The organism is Aeromonas sp. (assembly GCF_051657805.1).
Lineage (GTDB): Bacteria > Pseudomonadota > Gammaproteobacteria > Enterobacterales > Aeromonadaceae > Aeromonas.
In genome coordinates this window covers 235,758-252,758 of the sequence record NZ_JBOFLJ010000056.1, presented here as the reverse complement: position 1 = coordinate 252,758, position 17,001 = coordinate 235,758, and the positions used below count along the sequence as shown (strand labels likewise).

The 17,001-nt window shown below is 62.8% G+C and carries 15 protein-coding genes; 8 read left to right on the top strand and 7 right to left on the bottom strand.

What is annotated here, in order from left to right; all coding sequences use genetic code 11:
* The first annotated feature begins 51 nt into the window (after positions 1-51).
* From lolA to purF, 5 genes are all read left to right on the top strand, one after another.
* On the top strand, positions 52-660 hold the full coding sequence (gene lolA, locus ACRCYW_RS17505; RefSeq protein WP_438551295.1) for an outer membrane lipoprotein chaperone LolA: 609 nt from the start codon (positions 52-54) through the stop codon (positions 658-660).
* 73 nt (positions 661-733) lie between these two features.
* Positions 734-2,071 carry a replication-associated recombination protein A gene (locus ACRCYW_RS17500; protein ID WP_438551294.1) on the top strand — a complete coding sequence of 446 codons (1,338 nt, stop codon included), beginning with the start codon at positions 734-736 and terminating at the stop codon, positions 2,069-2,071.
* A gap of 303 nt (positions 2,072-2,374) precedes the next feature.
* Positions 2,375-3,670 carry a serine--tRNA ligase gene (serS, locus tag ACRCYW_RS17495; protein ID WP_438551293.1) on the top strand — a complete coding sequence of 432 codons (1,296 nt, stop codon included), beginning with the start codon at positions 2,375-2,377 and terminating at the stop codon, positions 3,668-3,670.
* Positions 3,671-3,857: 187 nt separating this feature from the next.
* Positions 3,858-4,349 carry a colicin V production protein gene (gene cvpA / locus ACRCYW_RS17490; protein ID WP_438551292.1) on the top strand — a complete coding sequence of 164 codons (492 nt, stop codon included), beginning with the start codon at positions 3,858-3,860 and terminating at the stop codon, positions 4,347-4,349.
* 18 nt (positions 4,350-4,367) lie between these two features.
* On the top strand, positions 4,368-5,888 hold the full coding sequence (gene purF, locus ACRCYW_RS17485; RefSeq protein WP_438551291.1) for an amidophosphoribosyltransferase: 1,521 nt from the start codon (positions 4,368-4,370) through the stop codon (positions 5,886-5,888).
* Positions 5,889-5,972: 84 nt separating this feature from the next.
* On the opposite strand, the gene ACRCYW_RS17480 is transcribed toward purF, so the two are convergent.
* Positions 5,973-7,403: a 6-phospho-beta-glucosidase gene (locus ACRCYW_RS17480; protein ID WP_438551290.1), complete on the bottom strand. Its 1,431-nt coding sequence runs from the start codon at positions 7,401-7,403 to the stop codon at positions 5,973-5,975.
* Between the two features lie 33 nt (positions 7,404-7,436).
* Positions 7,437-8,894, bottom strand: coding sequence for a PTS cellobiose/arbutin/salicin transporter subunit IIBC (gene ascF / locus ACRCYW_RS17475; protein WP_438551289.1), 1,458 nt, complete (start codon positions 8,892-8,894; stop codon positions 7,437-7,439).
* 257 nt (positions 8,895-9,151) lie between these two features.
* Here ascF and ACRCYW_RS17470 point away from each other — a divergent pair, with 257 nt between their 5' ends.
* The 3 genes from ACRCYW_RS17470 (at position 9,152) to ACRCYW_RS17460 (ending at position 11,330) form a co-directional block, all read left to right on the top strand.
* Positions 9,152-10,162 (top strand): LacI family DNA-binding transcriptional regulator, encoded by a 1,011-nt coding sequence (locus tag ACRCYW_RS17470; RefSeq protein WP_438551288.1) that lies wholly within the window; start codon positions 9,152-9,154, stop codon positions 10,160-10,162.
* A 106-nt stretch (positions 10,163-10,268) separates the two neighbouring features.
* A complete protein-coding gene (miaE, locus tag ACRCYW_RS17465) occupies positions 10,269-11,027 on the top strand; it encodes a tRNA isopentenyl-2-thiomethyl-A-37 hydroxylase MiaE (RefSeq protein WP_438551287.1) in 759 nt (252 codons plus the stop codon).
* A 96-nt stretch (positions 11,028-11,123) separates the two neighbouring features.
* Positions 11,124-11,330: a hypothetical protein gene (locus ACRCYW_RS17460; protein ID WP_438551286.1), complete on the top strand. Its 207-nt coding sequence runs from the start codon at positions 11,124-11,126 to the stop codon at positions 11,328-11,330.
* Positions 11,331-11,376: 46 nt separating this feature from the next.
* On the opposite strand, the gene ACRCYW_RS17455 is transcribed toward ACRCYW_RS17460, so the two are convergent.
* The 5 genes from ACRCYW_RS17455 to sapA all read right to left on the bottom strand — a co-directional run bounded on the left by ACRCYW_RS17455 (position 11,377) and on the right by sapA (position 16,853).
* The gene (locus ACRCYW_RS17455; RefSeq protein ID WP_438551318.1) at positions 11,377-12,162 is read right to left on the bottom strand and encodes a peptide ABC transporter ATP-binding protein; all 786 of its coding nucleotides are present in this window, start codon (positions 12,160-12,162) and stop codon (positions 11,377-11,379) included.
* Between the two features lie 41 nt (positions 12,163-12,203).
* A complete protein-coding gene (locus ACRCYW_RS17450) occupies positions 12,204-13,202 on the bottom strand; it encodes a peptide ABC transporter ATP-binding protein (RefSeq protein WP_438551285.1) in 999 nt (332 codons plus the stop codon).
* 70 nt (positions 13,203-13,272) lie between these two features.
* Positions 13,273-14,166 (bottom strand): ABC transporter permease subunit, encoded by an 894-nt coding sequence (locus ACRCYW_RS17445; RefSeq protein WP_438551284.1) that lies wholly within the window; start codon positions 14,164-14,166, stop codon positions 13,273-13,275.
* 61 nt (positions 14,167-14,227) lie between these two features.
* Positions 14,228-15,187: an ABC transporter permease gene (locus ACRCYW_RS17440; RefSeq protein WP_438551283.1), complete on the bottom strand. Its 960-nt coding sequence runs from the start codon at positions 15,185-15,187 to the stop codon at positions 14,228-14,230.
* 70 nt (positions 15,188-15,257) lie between these two features.
* On the bottom strand, positions 15,258-16,853 hold the full coding sequence (sapA, locus tag ACRCYW_RS17435; RefSeq protein WP_438551282.1) for an ABC transporter substrate-binding protein SapA: 1,596 nt from the start codon (positions 16,851-16,853) through the stop codon (positions 15,258-15,260).
* Between the last annotated feature and the right edge of the window lie 148 nt (positions 16,854-17,001).

The following is a 17,001-nucleotide window of genomic DNA, read 5'->3' as shown; positions in this document are numbered from 1 at the left end:
CCATGTCTGCGGACATGGCCTTTTATCTGACCCTCTTCAACGGGAATCGCGATGAAAAAAGCATTATTGATGGGTTCTGTACTGCTGCTGGCCAGCAGCCAGGTCTGGGCGGATACGGCCGGCGATCTCAAGCAGAAGCTGGCGGGCGTCAGCCTCTTCTCCGCCAAATTCTCCCAGGTGGTCTACGACAGCAAGGGCAAGGAGCTGCAGCGAGCCGGCGGTGACCTGCTGGTGCAGCGGCCCAACCGCTTCAACTGGCACACCACCACCCCGGACGAGAGCCTGATCGTGGCCGATGGCAAGGACGTCTGGATCTATGACCCCTTCGTCGAGCAGGTCACCGCCCTCAAGCTGAAAGACGCCGTGCTCAACACCCCCTTCGTGCTGATCGCCGGCAACGATGATGCCCTCTGGAAGAACTACGACGTGACCCAGCAGGGGGACGTCTACACGGTCACCAGCCGGGATCCGAGCGAGCTGATCGCCTCCTTCCGCATCACCTTCGACCGGACCAACAACATCAGCCGGTTCGACGTGAAAGAGGCCCAGGGGCAGTGGAGCGAGTTCACCCTGAGCAACTTCAACCGCAAGCCGGCGCTCAAGGGCAACGAGTTCGTGTTCAAGATCCCCAAGGGTGTCGCGCTGGACGACCAACGCTGATGAGCGGGAGCAGGCCGCCTGACGTTTTGTTGGACGCCTTGGCGGCCTGCACCCCATTGGACGAGTAACCCTGATGAGCAATTTATCCCTGGATTTTTCGTCGGACTTTCGCCCGCTGGCGGCCCGCATGCGGCCGCAGAACCTGGATCAGTACATCGGCCAGCAGCATATTCTGGGGGCTGACAAGCCCCTGCGAAAGGCCATACTGGCGGGTCACTGCCACTCCATGATCCTGTGGGGGCCCCCCGGTACCGGCAAGACCACCCTCGCAGAACTCATGGCGCACTACTGTCAGGCCGAGGTGGAGCGCCTCTCCGCGGTCACCGCCGGCATCAAGGAGATCCGCGCCGCCATCGACAAGGCGAAGGAGAACAGCTGGCGCGGGGTGCGTACCATCCTCTTCGTGGATGAGGTGCACCGCTTCAACAAGAGCCAGCAGGATGTGTTCCTGCCCCACATCGAAGACGGCACCATCACCTTCATCGGTGCCACCACCGAAAACCCCTCGTTCGAACTCAACAACGCGCTGCTCTCCCGGGCCCGGGTCTATCTGCTCAAACGCCTGGAAGAGGCCGACATCCTCGCCATGATCGATCAGGCGCTCACCGATCCCCGCGGTCTCAATGACCCCTGCCTGCACTTCGCCCCCGGGGTGAAGGAGGCGCTGGCCAAGGCGGTGGACGGGGACGGGCGCAAGTCTCTCAACTACCTGGAACTGCTTGCCGATATGGCCGAGGCGAACGGAGCAGGGGAGCGGATGATCGACAGCGCCTTGCTGGCCGCCGTGGTGGGGGAGCACGTGGCCCGCTTCGACAAGGGGGGGGACCACTTCTACGACCTCATCTCGGCGGTGCACAAGTCCATCCGTGGCTCTGCGCCGGATGCGGCCCTCTACTGGTATGCCCGCATGGTGAGCGCGGGCTGCGATCCCCTCTATATCGCCCGCCGCTTGCTCGCCATCGCCTCGGAAGACGTGGGCAACGCGGATCCCCGCGCCATGCAGGTGGCCTTGTCGGCCTGGGACTGCTTCCACCGCATCGGTCCGGCGGAAGGGGAACGGGCCATCGCCCAGGCCATCGTCTACCTCGCCTGCGCCCCCAAGAGCAATGCGGTCTACACCGCCTGGAAGGCGGCGCTCCAGGACGCCAGGAACCTGCCGGATTTCGAGGTGCCGCCCCATCTTCGCAACGCCCCGACCAGGCTGATGAGCGAGCTCGGCTACGGCGCCGAGTACCGCTATGCCCACGACGAGCCCGGTGCCTATGCGGCCGGCGAGAGCTACTTCCCCCCTGAGCTTGCCGGCAAGCATTACTATCAGCCGACGGAGCGGGGGCTGGAGAAGCAGATCGGCCAGAAGCTCGATTATCTGCGTGAACTGGATCGCCAGAGCCCCAAGCAGCGGGACAAATAGGCAATCAAGAGGTGACTGGGCAGCACAATGCACCTCCCGGTTGAGGCAGGTCACGCCGCTCCCCAAAACTTGGTAAAACGACCGCAATAGTCCCTGTTCGGGCGGGGGGGCGGTCTGCTACACTGCCCCTCTGACCCCGTTTGTCTTGGCCTGGTGCCATCTTCTTGATTTTGAAGGCTGGAAAGACCCAACCTTCTTCTTAAAGACGACTGGGGTGCGCCAACCGATGTTAACTTCCGGATCTGTTTTCTCGCCGGGGCGGATGACCCAGGCCCAGATCCCATTTAAAAAAGTAGGTAAACCATGCTGGATCCCAAATATCTGCGCAGCGATATCGCCGAGGCTGCCGCTCGTCTGGCGACACGTGGCTACGTTCTGGACGTAGCGGCTGTCAACGCTCTGGAAGAGAAACGCAAGGATCTGCAGTCCCGCACCCAGGAGCTGCAGGCCGAGCGCAACGCCCGCTCCAAGTCCATCGGTGAGGCGGCTCGTCGTGGTGAAGATGTGGCCCCGCTGAAAGCGGAAGTGACCAAGATCAACGAGGAGCTCGAGACCAGCAAGGTCGAGCTGGATGCCCTGCTGGCCGACATCAAGGCCATCTCCGACGCCATCCCCAACCTGCCGAGCGACACCACCCCGGTCGGCCGTGACGAGAACGACAACGTGGAAGTGCGCCGCTGGGGCTCCCCGCGCGCGTTCGACTTCCCGGTGCGCGATCACATCGATCTCGGCGAAGCGGCCAAGGGCGTGGACTTCAAGAACGGAGTCAAGCTCTCCGGTGCCCGCTTCGTGGTGATGAAGGGGCAAGTAGCCCGCCTGCACCGCGCCCTGGCGCAGTTCATGCTGGACCTGCACACCCAGCAGCACGGTTACACCGAGTGCTACGTGCCCTACCTGGTGAACCCGGACAGCCTGTATGGCACCGGTCAGCTGCCGAAGTTCTCCGAAGATCTCTTCAACACCGGCATCAACGGGGAAGGGGACGAAGAGGGCCATGTGCGCAAGTTCTCCCTGATCCCGACCTCAGAAGTGCCGCTGACCAACATGGCCCGCGACGAGATCTTCGAGGAGCAGGACCTGCCCATCAAGATGACCGCCCACAGCCCCTGCTTCCGCTCCGAGGCGGGCTCCTATGGCCGTGACACCCGCGGCCTCATCCGCATGCACCAGTTCGACAAGGTCGAGATGGTCCAGCTGGTTCACCCGGAGAAATCCTGGGAGGCCCTGGAGGAGATGGTGGGTCACGCCGAGAAGGTGCTGCAACTGCTGGAGCTGCCGTATCGCGTGATGGCGCTGGCCACCGGCGACATGGGCTTCTGCGCCGCCAAGACCTACGATCTGGAAGTCTGGCTGCCGGCTCAGGACACCTATCGCGAGATCTCGTCCGTCTCCAACTGTACCGACTTCCAGGCTCGCCGCATGCAGGGCCGGGTTCGCATCGACGGCAAGCCCCAGCTGCTGCACACCCTGAACGGCTCTGGCCTGGCGGTGGGTCGCACCCTGGTGGCCGTGATGGAGAACTATCAGCAGGCCGACGGCCGCATCGCCATCCCGGCGGCGCTGCAATCCTACATGGGTGGCCTGACCCATATCGGCTAAGCCGACAGGGGTAATGACAACGCCATGGCAGTGCCATGGCGTTGTGCATTTGGGCGCCGTTCAATCGTTTTTGGGGGCGAAAACCAGCCTCTATCGGCGCTGCATTGAACCTTTAACACAATTTTATCAAGCATTGCGCAATCGTTTTTGTTAGACTGCGCCGCAATTTCGCAGGACACCCGTTTCTATGGTCTGGATTGATTACGCCATCATCGGCATCATCGGTTTTTCCGCCCTCATCAGCCTGGTGCGCGGCTTCGTCAAGGAGGCCATGTCCCTCGTCACCTGGTTCGTCGCCTTCTTCATCGCCAGCCATTTCTACCCCGATCTCGCCGTCTATTTCACCTCCTTCTCCGACGCCCTGGTGCGCAACGGCCTGGCCATCGCCGCCCTGTTCGTGGCGACCCTGATCCTCGGCAGCGTGGTGAACTACGTGGTGGGGATGCTGGTGGACAAGACGGGCCTGTCCGGCACCGATCGGGTGCTCGGCATCTGTTTTGGCGCCATTCGCGGGGTACTGATCGTCAGTGCCCTGCTGTTTTTCATGGATACCTTCACCAGTCTCTCCCAGAGCGACTGGTGGGCGGCGTCCAAGCTGGTTCCCGAGTTCAAGCCGGTGATCCAGTGGTTTTTTGGGTTCATACAGAGCTCATCGAGTTTCATTCAACCGGTACAGTGACTTCGAGGTAGCAAAGACATGTGTGGTATTGTCGGTATAGTTGGCACCACCCCCGTCAATCAGGCCCTCTACGACGCCTTGACGGTGTTGCAGCACAGGGGACAGGACGCCGCCGGGATCGTGACCATAGACAGTGGAAACTTCCGGCAACGCAAGGCCAATGGCCTGGTGAAGGATGTGTTTGAAGTGCGCCACATGCAGCGACTGAAGGGGAATATCGGCATAGGACATGTCCGTTATCCCACCGCAGGCAGCTCCAGTGCCGCTGAAGCCCAACCCTTTTATGTGAACTCGCCCTACGGCATGGTGCTGGCCCACAACGGCAACCTCACCAACGCCAAGGCACTCAAGGAGCAGCAGTTCAAGGTGGCCCGCCGTCACATCAACACCACTTCCGATTCCGAAGTGCTGTTGAACGTGCTGGCCCACGAGCTGGATCTGTGCGACAAGATGGCGTTGGCGCCGGCGGACATCTTCTCCGCGGTGCGCAAGACCCACCAGCAGATCCGCGGCGCCTACGCCGTGGTCACCCTGGTGATCGGCCACGGCCTCATTGGTTTCCGTGACCCCAATGGCATCCGTCCGCTGATCCTGGGTCGTCGCACCGACGAGCAGGGCCAGATCGAATACATGCTCGCCTCCGAGAGCGTGGCCCTCGACGCCATCGGCTTCGAGACGGTGCGTGACGTCGCCCCGGGTGAAGCCATCTACATCACGGAGCAGGGCCAGCTGTTCTCCGAGCAGTGCGCCGACAATCCGCAGATGAGCTCCTGCATCTTCGAGTACGTCTACTTCGCTCGTCCAGACTCCTGCATCGACAAGGTCTCCGTCTACGCCGCCCGCCTCAACATGGGCCGCAAGCTCGGCAAGAAGATCGCTCGCGAGTGGGAAGATCTCGACATCGACGTGGTTATCCCCATCCCCGAGACCTCCTGCGACGTGGCGCTGGAAATCGCTCACACCCTGGACCTGCCTTACCGTCAGGGCTTCGTGAAGAACCGCTACATCGGCCGTACCTTCATCATGCCGGGCCAGACCCAGCGCAAGAAGTCCGTGCGCCGCAAACTCAACGCCATCGGCTCCGAGTTCAAGGGCAAGAAGGTATTGCTGGTGGATGACTCCATCGTCCGTGGCACCACCTCGGAGCAGATCATCCAGATGGCACGGGAAGCGGGGGCCGCCAAGGTCTACTTCGCCTCCGCCGCCCCGGAGATCCGCTTCCCCAACGTCTACGGTATCGACATGCCCACCGCCAACGAGCTGATCGCCCACGGCCGGGAAGTGGAAGAGGTGTGCAAACTCATCGGCGCCGACGGCCTCATCTTCCAGGATCTGGAAGATCTGGAAGAGGCGGTGCGGGAGATCAACCCCGAGCTGCGCCACTTCGAGACCTCGGTGTTCAACGGCCACTACGTCACCTCAGACGTGGATCAGGGCTACCTGGATCACTTGAATGCCATGCGCAGCGACGACAACAAGGCCGTGCGCGAGTGGCAGGAAGGCACCAGCAACCTGGAAATTTTTAACGAAGGCAGTTAAACGTTTTCTCGCTGCCGATGACATGAGATGAAACGAAGAGGGGGCCCAGGCCCCCTCTTTTTATCGCAGTGTCGCAGCGCCTTGTTACGCCAGATCCTCGCCGTTGCTGGCGATGACTTTCTTGTACCACCAGAACGACTTCTTGCGCCTGCGGGCCAGGCTGCCCTTGCCGGCGTCGTCCCTGTTCACATACACGAAGCCGTAGCGCTTGCTCATCTCGCCGGTGGAGGCGGCCACCAGATCGATGCAGCCCCAGCTGGTGTAGCCAATCAGGGGTACACCATCTCCGATGGCATCCCCCATGGCGCGGATGTGTTCGCGCAGGTAAGCGATGCGGTAGTCGTCCTCTATCTCGCCCCGCTCATTCACCTCATCCACGGCGCCGAGACCGTTCTCCACCAGGAACAGCGGCTTCTGGTAGCGGTCGTACAGGGTGTTCATGGTGATGCGAAGGCCGAGGGGATCGATACCCCAGCCCCAGTCGCTCACCTCGATATGAGGATTGCGCAGAGACTTGACCACGTTGGCCGCGCTGGTGTTGCCGGCGTTCATGTCGGCGGAGGCGCAGCGGGAGGCGTAGTAGCTGAAGGAGACGAAGTCGACCGTGTGCTTGAGGATGTCATCATCTCCGGCCTCCTTGATGAGATGGATCCCTTTCTCGCGAAACAGACTGGCGGCGTAGCTCGGGTAGGCACCGCGAGCCTGCACATCGATAAACAGCAGGTTCTCCCGCTCCTTCTGGAGCGCGGCCCACACATCTTCCGGCTTGCAGGAGTAGGGGTAGAAGTTGCCCCCCGCCAGCATGCAGCCTATCTGGTTGTGGGGGTTTACCTCGTGGGCAGTCCGGGTCGCCAAGGCGCTGGCAATGAGCTCGTGGTGGGCGGCCTGATACTTCACCAGCTCCTGGTCTTCCCCCTCTTCAAACACCAGGCCGGCGCCGGAGAAGGGGCTGTGCAGCATGATGTTGATCTCGTTGAAGGTGAGCCAGTACTTCACCAGGCCGTCGAACGCCTCGAAACAGGTGCGGGCGTAGCGGGTGAAGAATTCCACCATCTGGCGATTGCGCCAGGAGCCGTACTCCACCACCAGGTGCAGGGGCACGTCGAAGTGGCACAGGGTCACCAGGGGCTCGATACCGTATTTGCGGCACTCCTCGAACAGGGCGCGGTAGAAGGCGATCCCTTCTGGGTTTGGCTCGCGCTCGTCCCCCCTGGGGTAGAGCCGGCTCCAGGCGATGGAGGTACGAAACACGGTGAAGCCCATCTCGGCCATCAGGGCGATGTCGTCCTGGTAGTGATGATAAAAACCGATGGCGTCGTGGCTCGGGTAGTACTCGTCATCTCGCAGGGTGAAGCGCTTCTCCTGGCCGAGTTTGACCGCCATGCGGTTGGGGCCGTGGGGGATCATGTCCACCGTGCTCAGCCCCTTGCCCCCTTCACGATAGCCTCCTTCCGCCTGGTTGGCGGCCAGGGCGCCGCCCCAGAGGAAGTCTTTCGGAAATCTGGTTACCGACATCTGTTACCTCTTGTCATGTCAGGTGATGGAAATTCACAGGCTGGCGGCTGTCTTGACTTGCAGCGTCGGCGCGGCTTCCTCGGCGCTGGCCTTGGAGTGCTCCTCTTGCACCGGAATGTCTTCAAATCCCATCAGCAGGGTCAGGATGAAGGAGAGCACCACGGAGAGCACCATCACGGCGAACACCCAGACGATGGTCATGGGGTTGGCCGGATCGAAGAACTGCACGCTGGTGAAGAGACCCGGGGCCGCCATGGAGTGGCTGGCAAGCCCCGCCATGCCGGCCACGGCACCGCAGATGAAGCCACTGATGAGGCTGGCGATGAGCGGCCGCTTCAGGCGCAGGGCCACGCCGTAGAGGGCGGGCTCGGAGATCCCCGCCATGATGGCGGAGGCGGCCGCCGCGAGCGCGGTCTGGCGCAGCTCGGGGTTCTTGGTCTTCCAAGCGACCGCGAGGGAAGAGCCGCCGAGGGAGAGGTTGGCGCCGATTTCGGAGGGCATCACCATGCCTTCTTTGCCGGTTTCGGCGATGGTCTGGATGATGGTGGGGGTGAAGACGCGATGCATGCCTGTCATCACCAGCAGCGGCCACAGGGCCCCCATGATGGCCACCGACAGCCAGCCGAGGTAGTCGTGGACCGTGTAGACCAGGCCCGAGATGGCGGTGCCAATCCAGATGCCGATGGGGCCGATGAGCAGGATGGCGAGCGGCGCGGCGATCAGAACGATGAGCATGGGTTTCAAGAAGTTCTTGGTCACCGCCGGGGTGATCCTGTCCACCCAGCGCTCGATATAGGAGAGGCACCAGGTCATCACCAGGGCCGGAATGACGGTGTAGGTGTATTTCACCGCGGTAACCGGAATATAGGCGAAGCTGACTTGCTCCCCCTGGGCGGCCCTGGCCATCAGCTCGATAAAGCTCGGATGTACCAGCACGCCGGCGATGGCGATGGCCAGCGACACATTGGTCTTGAACTTGACCGCCGCCGAGGCCGCCACCATCAGGGGCAGGAAGAAGAAGGCGCCGTCGCCGATGGCGTTGAGGATGATGTAGCTGGGGGAGGTGACCTCCACGGCGCCGCTCATGCTGAGCACCATGGCCAGCAGCTTGACCATGGAGCCGCCTATGATGGCCGGGATGAGGGGCGACATGGTGCCGATCAGCGCATCCAGGATGCCGGCGCCGAGGCGCCGCAGGCTGAAACCTGGCTTGGCCGCTGGCACGTCTCCCTGTGCACCGCTCGGCAGCAGGGCGATCACCTCCCGATAGGCGTGGGAGACCATGTTGCCGATGATCACCTGGCACTGGTTGTCACTGCTGACCACTCCAAGCACCCCGGCGGTGGCCTTGAGCGCCGGGCTGTCCACCTGGGTGGGGTCTTGCAGCACGAAGCGCAGGCGCGTCATGCAGTGGGTGACGGCGGCGATGTTGCCGGTTCCACCGAGGGCCCTGATGACCTTGTCGGCCAGGGCCGTATAGTTCTTTGACATCGAGTCGTATCCTTTTTACCAAATGGGGCCTGTCGATCCCCGTCGGTGACGACGAGAAGAACGGGAATGGAACTGAATTGTGGAACCGGTTCCACATAGCATGCTCAGTTTCATACTCGTAGACAAGACGGTCGCACCGCCATAGTGCAGAATCGTGAAAGGGATCACTGAAAGGGGCGGGTGGCGTCCATTCCCGTTAGCACAAGTGGGTCCCGTGCAGTACACTGCGCCCCGTCAACGCGGAGGGATGAAACAAGATGACGACCATGCTGGAGGTGGCGAGGCGGGCAGGGGTGTCGAAGGCGACTGTCTCCCGGGTGCTGTCGGGCAATGGCTATACCAGCCAGGAAACCCGGGATAGGGTGTTTCAGGCCATCGAGGAGAGCGGTTATCGCCCCAACCTGGTGGCGAGGCAGTTGGCGACCAAGAATACCCAGACCCTGGGGCTGGTGGTGACCAACACCCTGTATCACGGCGTCTATTTCAGCGAGCTGCTCTCCCATGCGGCGCGGATGACGGAGGCGCGGGGCCGCCAGCTGATCCTGGCGGACGGCAAGCACAGCGCCGAGGAGGAGCGCCAGGCCATCCAGTACCTGCTGGACTCGCGCTGTGACGGCGTCATCATCTATCCCCGTTTCCTCAGCGTCGAGGAGATGGACGAGATCATCGAGCAGCATCCCCAGCCCATCATGGTGCTCAACCGGCGACTGCCGCGCCATCACAGCCACTGCGTCTACTCGGATCAGAGGGTCGCGGCGGCGGCCGTGGTGGACAAGCTGGTGGAGATGGGTCACAGGGAGATCGCCTTCATCGCGGGCTCGGTGGACTCGCCGACCGGCATAGAGCGCCTCGCCGGCTACCGCGAGGCCCTGGCTCGCCACGACCTTCCCGTGCAAGAGGCGCTGATCGCCCCCGGCAAGTGGACCCCCGCCTGCGGTGCGGCCGCCGCGGCGACCCTGCTGGCACGAGGCGTACCCTTCAGCGCCCTGATCGCCAGCAACGATGACATGGCCATCGGTGCCATCAAGCATTTGCATGCATCCGGTGTGGCGGTGCCAGAGCAGGTCTCGGTGGTGGGATTCGATGACATCGCCCTGGCCCCCTATGTCATTCCTTCGCTGGCCAGCGTCAAGATGCCGGTGACCGAGATGATCCAGGAGACCATCAGTCGCCTGATCAGCATGGTGGAGGAGGGGGCGCCCGAGGTGCTGCCCACCTTCAATGGCAAGCTTATCCGGCGGGGCTCTCTCAAACGCCTGCTGGAGTGATGGCGGTGGGCAGCGGGGGCGGGATCCGTTAGCATGGGCGCCCTTCGCGAGCCCCACCGCATCAGCCTATGCCAATCAATTTCAACCAGAGAGTAGAAGAGTTCAGATGGATGACCTGTTAGCCCCCGTTCGCCAGTTCCTGCATTGTGAGACCCCGGATGAGTGGGTGGAGATGGCGCGGGATCCCGCCCAGTTGTCGACCCTGCTCATCGATCACGCCAACTGTGAGAACAAGGCCGCCCTGACCGCCCACAGCCTGGTTCGCCGCTACTGCCTGCCCAAGGGCAAGCGCCACCTGCTGCCCAAGCTCGAGTTCTACCGGGAGCTGGACGCCATCCCGGAGAAGGCGGAGATCCTGGGCAAGCGCACCATGGGCGAATCGGACAGGAGCGTCTTTGCCGAGCTGGAGCGCAACCCCCTGCTGTTTCCCATGGTGCGGCTGATCCAGGAGGAGCTGCATCACTTCGAGCAAGTGCTTGAGATCATGGCGGCGCGCGGCATAGCCTACGGCCCGGTCAGCGCCTCTCGCTACGCCCGCAGCCTGCTCACCCATGTGCGCACCTATGAGCCGGCTGCCGTGGTGGACAAGATGATCATCGGCGCCTACATAGAAGCGCGCTCCTGCGAGCGCTTTGCCAAGATAGCGCCTCATCTGGACGAGGAGCTGGGTCGCTTCTATGTCTCCCTGCTGCGCTCAGAGGCGCGCCACTACCAGGACTATCTGGCCCTGGCCGAGCAGTATGCGGGGGAGGACATCAGCGAGCGGGTGGCCTTCTTCGGCTCCATCGAGGCCGAGCTCATCCGCTCGCCGGATCCGCAGTTCAGGTTCCATAGCGGGCTGCCTGTCAGATCTGACAGTTGTTGAGCCAAGGGGGGGCACCTAGTATCTGAGGTGTTCCTACTACGAGCGACGCAATCACTTTTTTGAGCGCAATACCCGGCCCACAAGCCGGGTTTTTTTATGGCTGAAAAATGGTGCGAGGGGAGCCTGAATCCATTTTTGGCACCTGGCGGCGAGATGACTTTTTTGAGAGTCATACCCGGCTCACCAGCCGGTTTTTTTATGGCTGAAAAATGGCGCGAGGGGAGCCTGAATTCATTTTTGGCACCTGGCAGCGAGATGACTTATTCGAGGGGCATACCCGGCCTACAAGCGGGTTTTTTATGACTGGGGAAACGGTGTGGAGACGGCCCGGTGAACCCGGGCCGGAGGTTTATCTGCGGTATTCGTTGTTGTAGTTCTGGATGAGGCGACGGGTCACCTCGTGCTGGGGATCGGCGAACACCTTGAGGGTCTTGCCGCGTTCCACCACCCGGCCCTCGTGCATCACCAGCACCTCGTCGCTGATGTGGCTGACGATGCCGAGATCGTTGGCCACCAGCACATAGCTGAGCCCTGTGGTCTCCTGCATCTCCAGCAGCAGGTTGATGATCTGGGAGCGTACCGAGATGTCCAGGGTGGACAAGGCTTCATCGGCCACCACGATTTTGGGGTTGAGGATCAGCGCCCGTGCCAGCCCTACCCGCTGCTGCTGGCCGGCGGAGAGCATCTGGGGGTAGAAGAGGGCGTGATCCGGCAGCATGCCCACCATGCGCAGGGTCTGGACCACCTTCTCCCGCCGCTCCTCCTCGCTCAACGCCGTGTTGAGACGAAGGGGGGTCTCCAGGATCTGGCCGACCCGGATCTTGCGGTTCAGCGAAGTGTTGGGATCCTGGAAGATCATCCGCAGCAGCTTGCAGCGGGTCTGGTAGTCGCCGTGTACCAGGGGTTGGCCCTCGACCGAGATCTCGCCGCCGCTCGGCTCTATCATGCCCGCCAGGATGCGCGCGAGCGTGCTCTTGCCGGAACCCGCCTCACCGACGATGGCCAGGGTCTGACCCGTCTCCAGGCTGAAGGAGAGCGGCTTGATGGCCTCCACCGCCTGACGCCGGAACAGGCCGGTGCGGTTTTGATAGGTCTTGCACAGGCCCCTGACCTGCAGCAGGGAGGGTTCGATCACGGGCTTGGTTCCTTCATGCATGGCGGTATTCATGATCAGGCTCATTTCTTCGGCTCTTCCATGTTCAGCGGGAAGTGGCAGCTGAACTGATGGCCCTTGACCTTGCTCATCAGCGGGGTCTGCACGCACTGCTTCTGGGCATAGGGGCAGCGGGGGCCGAGGCGGCAGCCGATGGGCAAGTGCTGCAACGGCGGGATCACCCCGGGCAGGGTCTCCAGCCGGGACTTGTGGCGCACCAGTTTGTCGAAGTCGGGAATGGATTTGAGCAGGGCGTCCGTATAGGGGTGATGGGGGCTGGTCATGATCTGCTCCCGGGTCCCCACCTCCACCATCTGGCCGCAGTACATGATGTTGATGGTGTCGGTCAGGTTCGCGATGGCGGCCACGTCGTTGCTGATGATGAGGATGGTGGTGTTGCCCAGCTTGTTCATCTTGTCCAGCAGCCGCAGGATCTGGGAGTGGGTGGTGGACTCCATGGCGCTGGTGGGCTCGTCGGCCACCAGGAGGCGCGGCTGATTGGCGATGGCCATGGCGATCATCACCTTCTGGCACATGCCGTCGGAGAGCTCATGAGGGTAGGCCCGCATCACCTTGCGGTGATCCTTGACCCCGACCCGGTGCAAGAGGGCGATGGCCCGCTTCTTGCGCCACTGGAAGCGCTGCCAGAACTTGCCGACGAAGGAGTCGGTAGGGATGGCCTCTTCCAGCTGGGTGCCTATCTCCTCTGAGGGGTCGAGACAGCTGATGGGATCCTGGAAGATCATGGCGATCTCCCGGCCCATGATGCGGCGCCGCTCCTTGGGGGCCATGGTCAGCAAGTCCATGTCGTTGAAGCGCATCCGGTCGGCGCGCACCGTCCAGTTGTCCTTCTGGATGCCGACGATCACCTTGGCCACCAGGCTCTTGCCGGAGCCGGATTCACCCACCAGACCGCGAATTTCCCCCTCGCTCAGGGTCAGACTGACCCTGTCCACCGCCTTGACCTTGCCCTGGGGGGTGTCGATTTCGATGGTCAGGTTGCGTATGTCGAGCAGCGGCATCAGTCATGTCCCCCATTGTGATCGGGTCTCTCTTTCAGCATAGCGCCGGGCATATGGAACAAGGGCCGCATCAGTCATTCCCCTCTTTGAGCGCTTCGCGGATGCCTTCGCCCACCACGTTGGTGACCAGCACGCTGAACAGAATGGCCATGCCGGGCAGAGTCACGGTCCAGGGGGCCAGGTAGATGAGATCGCTCGAATCCGCCAGCATGGCGCCCCACTCAGGTTGAGGAGACTGGGCGCCGAGACCGAGGAAGCCCACCGCCGAGATATCCAGGATGGCGGCGGAGAGGGTACGGGTAGTCTGGGCCACCAGGGTCTCGACGATGTTCGGCAAGATGGCGAGGCGCATGATGCGCGAGGGGGGAGAGCCGTCGAGGCGGCTGGCGATGATGTACTCCTTCTGCATCTCGGTGTGGACCGCGTTGTAGGTCGCCCGGATGAAGGGGGGAATGAGCGCCAGCGTGATGGCGATCAGGGTGTTGAAGAGCCCGGGCCCCAGGATGGCGACCACTATGATGGCCAGCAGCAGGGAGGGGATGGAGAGCAGGGTGTCGAGCAGATGGTGCAGCACGCTCGACTTCACCCCCTTGCTCATGCCGCCGAGTATGCCGATGGCGGAGCCGATGACCAGGGCGATCAGCACCACCAGCAGGGCATTGCCGAAGGTGAGCCGTGCCCCCGCCACCAGGCGGGAGAGGATGTCACGGCCCAGATCGTCGGTGCCGAGGAAGTAGTCGATGTTGCCGGTACTGGCCCAGGAGGGGGCCAGCAGCAGGCGGCTGCTGTGCTGATCGTCGATGCCATAGGGCACCACCAGGGGGCCGATGAGGGTTACCAGCAGCAGCAGGCCGAAACACCAGAGTCCGGCCATGGCCAGGGGGTTGCGGCGATAGGAGGCCCAGGTCTGCTCCAGGGGGGAGAGGATCTTGAGCTCCGGGTAGAGATTCGATTTATCTTGCATGGATCAGGCTCTCCCCAGGCCATCGGTGTGTTCAGTGTTGAGGCGCATCCCGTGAACCTGTTCAGTATTGCTTTGCATAGAGCTCTTTACGCCTGGCCGGATACATGATGGTGGTCAGCAGCTCGGTGCTGACGCTGATGAAGATGACGAAGCTCGCGACCACCAGGGAGGCGCCCCGGATGGCGGCATAATCCTGCAGCGCTATGCTGCTCACCAGCCAACGGCCGATGCCGGGCCAGTCGAACACCACCTCGGTGATCATGGCGGAGGTGAGCACGCTGCCAAGCTGCAGGCCGAGCAGGGGCAGCACGGGGGGCAGGGCATTCTTGAGACCGTGACGCCAGACGATCTGACGGCGGGAGAGCCCCCGGCTCGCGGCGGCCTTGATGTAGTTCTGCTTCATCACGTCGATGAGGGAACTGCGCACATGGCGGATCACCTCTGTGGTGGGCACCACGGCCAGCACCAGGGAGGGCAGCACCAGGTGGCGCAGGGCATCGTGCAGGGCCGCCTCGCGCCAGGGCTCATGGCTCAGCAGCACGTCGATGATGGCGATGCCGCTGATGGAGGGCACGTCGTAGAGCAGGCTGATCTGACCCGAGCTCGGCAGCCAGCCGAGATCCAGGGAGAAGAACATCACCATCAGCAGCCCGAGCCAGAACACGGGCACGGCGTAGCCGATGAGGCCGGCGGTCATGATGGAGAGATCCACGCTGCGCCCCTGATAGAGGGCGGCCAGGGTGCCGAGCGGAATGCCCACTAGCAAGGAGATGGCAAAGGCCGCGAGGCAGAGAGTCAGGGTCGCCGGGAAGTAGTGACGGATCTCATCCAGCACCGGCAGACCGGAGACGCTGGAGACGCCGAGATCCCCGGCGAAGATCCGGCGCAGGAAGTCCGGGTAGCCGTGCCAGAAGTCCGGCACCTGGCTGATGAGGCGATACTCCAGCAGATAGGCCCCGATACTCAGCACCAGCAGGGTGATGAGCAGCAGGGTGATGCGGCGCAGAATATAGAAGAACATGGTTACGCCTGCCCTCGCTGACGATGGGATGACAGGGGGTCATCGCTGGAATGAAGGGAAAGGGGCATGCTCACTCCCGATAGGCCTGGTTGAAGGTGGTGCCCCCAAAGGGCATAAGGGTCAGCCCTTCGATGTCGTTGCGGCTCACTTGAGTGCGCAGGGCATGGGCCAGGGGGATCACCGGCAACTGCTCGCCGAGCAGGGTCTGGGCATAGTAGTAATTGCGCAGCCGGAAGGCGAGCTGTGGCGTGGTCACCGCATCGTCCAGCAGCTGATCGAAGGCGGGGCTGCACCAGCGGCTGTAGTTGTTGCCCCGCTCGACGGCGGCGCAGCTCAGCAACTGGCGGAAGAAGTTGTCAGGATCCGCGTTGTCGGCGACCCAGCCGGAGAGCAGGCTGTCATATTGCCCCTTGGCGAGCCGGGTCTCGATGACCGGCCAGGCCTGCTGCACAATCTTCAGTTTTACCCCTATCTTGGCGAGATCGCTGCGCATCAGCTGGGCGGTCTTGAGGCCGTCCGGGTTGTAGGGACGGGCTCCCGGCTGCACCAGCACCTGCATCTCAAAGCCGTGGGGGAAACCGGCCTCGGCGAGCAGCTGGCGGGCGAGCTTGAGATCTTGCTTGCGCAGCTGCAGGGAGGGGTTGTAGCCCCAGGAGAGGGGGGGCAGCAGGCTGGCCGCCGGCTGTCCCGTCTCGAAATAGACCGCCTGCAGCAGGTTCTGCACATTGATGGCGCTGGCGATGGCCTGGCGCACCTTCACCTTGTTGAACGGCGCCTTGCGGGTGTTGAGGGCGAGGAAGGCGACGTTCATGCCGGACTGCACCGACAGATTGAGGTGGGAATCCTTGTCGATCACCGACAGCTGGCTGGCGGAGGGGGTGTTCATCACGTCGCACTCGCCGGTCAGCAGCTTGGCGAGCCGCTTGGAGGACTTGGGGGTGATGTCATAGATGAGCTGCTCGATCTTGGCCTCACCGCCCCAGTAGCCCGGGTGGCGCAGATAGCGCACGTACTCGTTGTGACGGTACTCCTTGAAGCTGAAGGGGCCGGTGCCGATGGGGCGGCTGTCGAGCAGCTCCGGGGTACCGGCTTTTTGCATCTGCTCCCCATACTCCGCCGACAGCACGATGGCGTAGTCGCTGGCCAGGGTGGCGAGGAAGGAGGAGTCCGGCCGGTTCAGCTCGAAGACCACCTCATGGGGGCCCTGCTTGTAGACCCGCTTGATGAGGGAGGAGAGGCCGAGGCTCGAGAAATAGGGGTAGTCGCCCCCCGAGATGCGGTGGAAGGGGTGATGCTCATCCAGCAGGCGCTGATAGGTGAACAGCACGTCGTCGGCGTTGAAGGGGCGGGACGGGTTGAACCAGGGGGTTCGGTGGAAGCTCACCCCCTTGCGCAGGGTGAGGCGGTACGTCAGACCGTCATCGCTGACGCGCCAGCGAGTGGCGAGGCCCCCTTCGATGCCCAGGGTATTGGCGTTCACCTCCAGCAGGCGATCGTAGAGCGGGCGAGCGCTGGCATCCAGGGTCACCGCCGAGTTGGCGAGCTGCGGGTTGAAGGTCTGGGGTGCCCCCTCGACGCAATAGATGAGCCCCGTCTTGGAGGCCTCGTCCTGTTTCTGACAGCCGGTGACCAGCACCAGCAGCCCGAGCAGCATTGGTTTGAGCATTCTCATTATGGAACCATTTTTTATACGAAGGTGCCAGCACCCGGGCTGGCGAGTGGCGAGGACCCGAGCGGCTGCCTTAGCGGCCCGTCATCCACATCCTGGCCGCAATCTTGCCACATTCGATCATCGGGGCGGCGTGGCCCTTGGC

Bases quoted from the DNA above. Each gene is read 5' to 3' on its own strand.
- lolA (WP_438551295.1), top strand. From the start codon at position 52: ATGAAAAAAGCATTATTGATGGGTTCTGTACTGCTGCTGGCCAGCAGC.
- ACRCYW_RS17500 (WP_438551294.1), top strand. From the start codon at position 734: ATGAGCAATTTATCCCTGGATTTTTCGTCGGACTTTCGCCCGCTGGCG.
- serS (WP_438551293.1), top strand. From the start codon at position 2,375: ATGCTGGATCCCAAATATCTGCGCAGCGATATCGCCGAGGCTGCCGCT.
- cvpA (WP_438551292.1), top strand. From the start codon at position 3,858: ATGGTCTGGATTGATTACGCCATCATCGGCATCATCGGTTTTTCCGCC.
- purF (WP_438551291.1), top strand. From the start codon at position 4,368: ATGTGTGGTATTGTCGGTATAGTTGGCACCACCCCCGTCAATCAGGCC.
- ACRCYW_RS17480 (WP_438551290.1), bottom strand. From the start codon at position 7,403: ATGTCGGTAACCAGATTTCCGAAAGACTTCCTCTGGGGCGGCGCCCTG.
- ascF (WP_438551289.1), bottom strand. From the start codon at position 8,894: ATGTCAAAGAACTATACGGCCCTGGCCGACAAGGTCATCAGGGCCCTC.
- ACRCYW_RS17470 (WP_438551288.1), top strand. From the start codon at position 9,152: ATGACGACCATGCTGGAGGTGGCGAGGCGGGCAGGGGTGTCGAAGGCG.
- miaE (WP_438551287.1), top strand. From the start codon at position 10,269: ATGGATGACCTGTTAGCCCCCGTTCGCCAGTTCCTGCATTGTGAGACC.
- ACRCYW_RS17460 (WP_438551286.1), top strand. From the start codon at position 11,124: ATGGCTGAAAAATGGTGCGAGGGGAGCCTGAATCCATTTTTGGCACCT.
- ACRCYW_RS17450 (WP_438551285.1), bottom strand. From the start codon at position 13,202: ATGCCGCTGCTCGACATACGCAACCTGACCATCGAAATCGACACCCCC.
- ACRCYW_RS17445 (WP_438551284.1), bottom strand. From the start codon at position 14,166: ATGCAAGATAAATCGAATCTCTACCCGGAGCTCAAGATCCTCTCCCCC.
- ACRCYW_RS17440 (WP_438551283.1), bottom strand. From the start codon at position 15,187: ATGTTCTTCTATATTCTGCGCCGCATCACCCTGCTGCTCATCACCCTG.
- sapA (WP_438551282.1), bottom strand. From the start codon at position 16,853: ATGCTCAAACCAATGCTGCTCGGGCTGCTGGTGCTGGTCACCGGCTGT.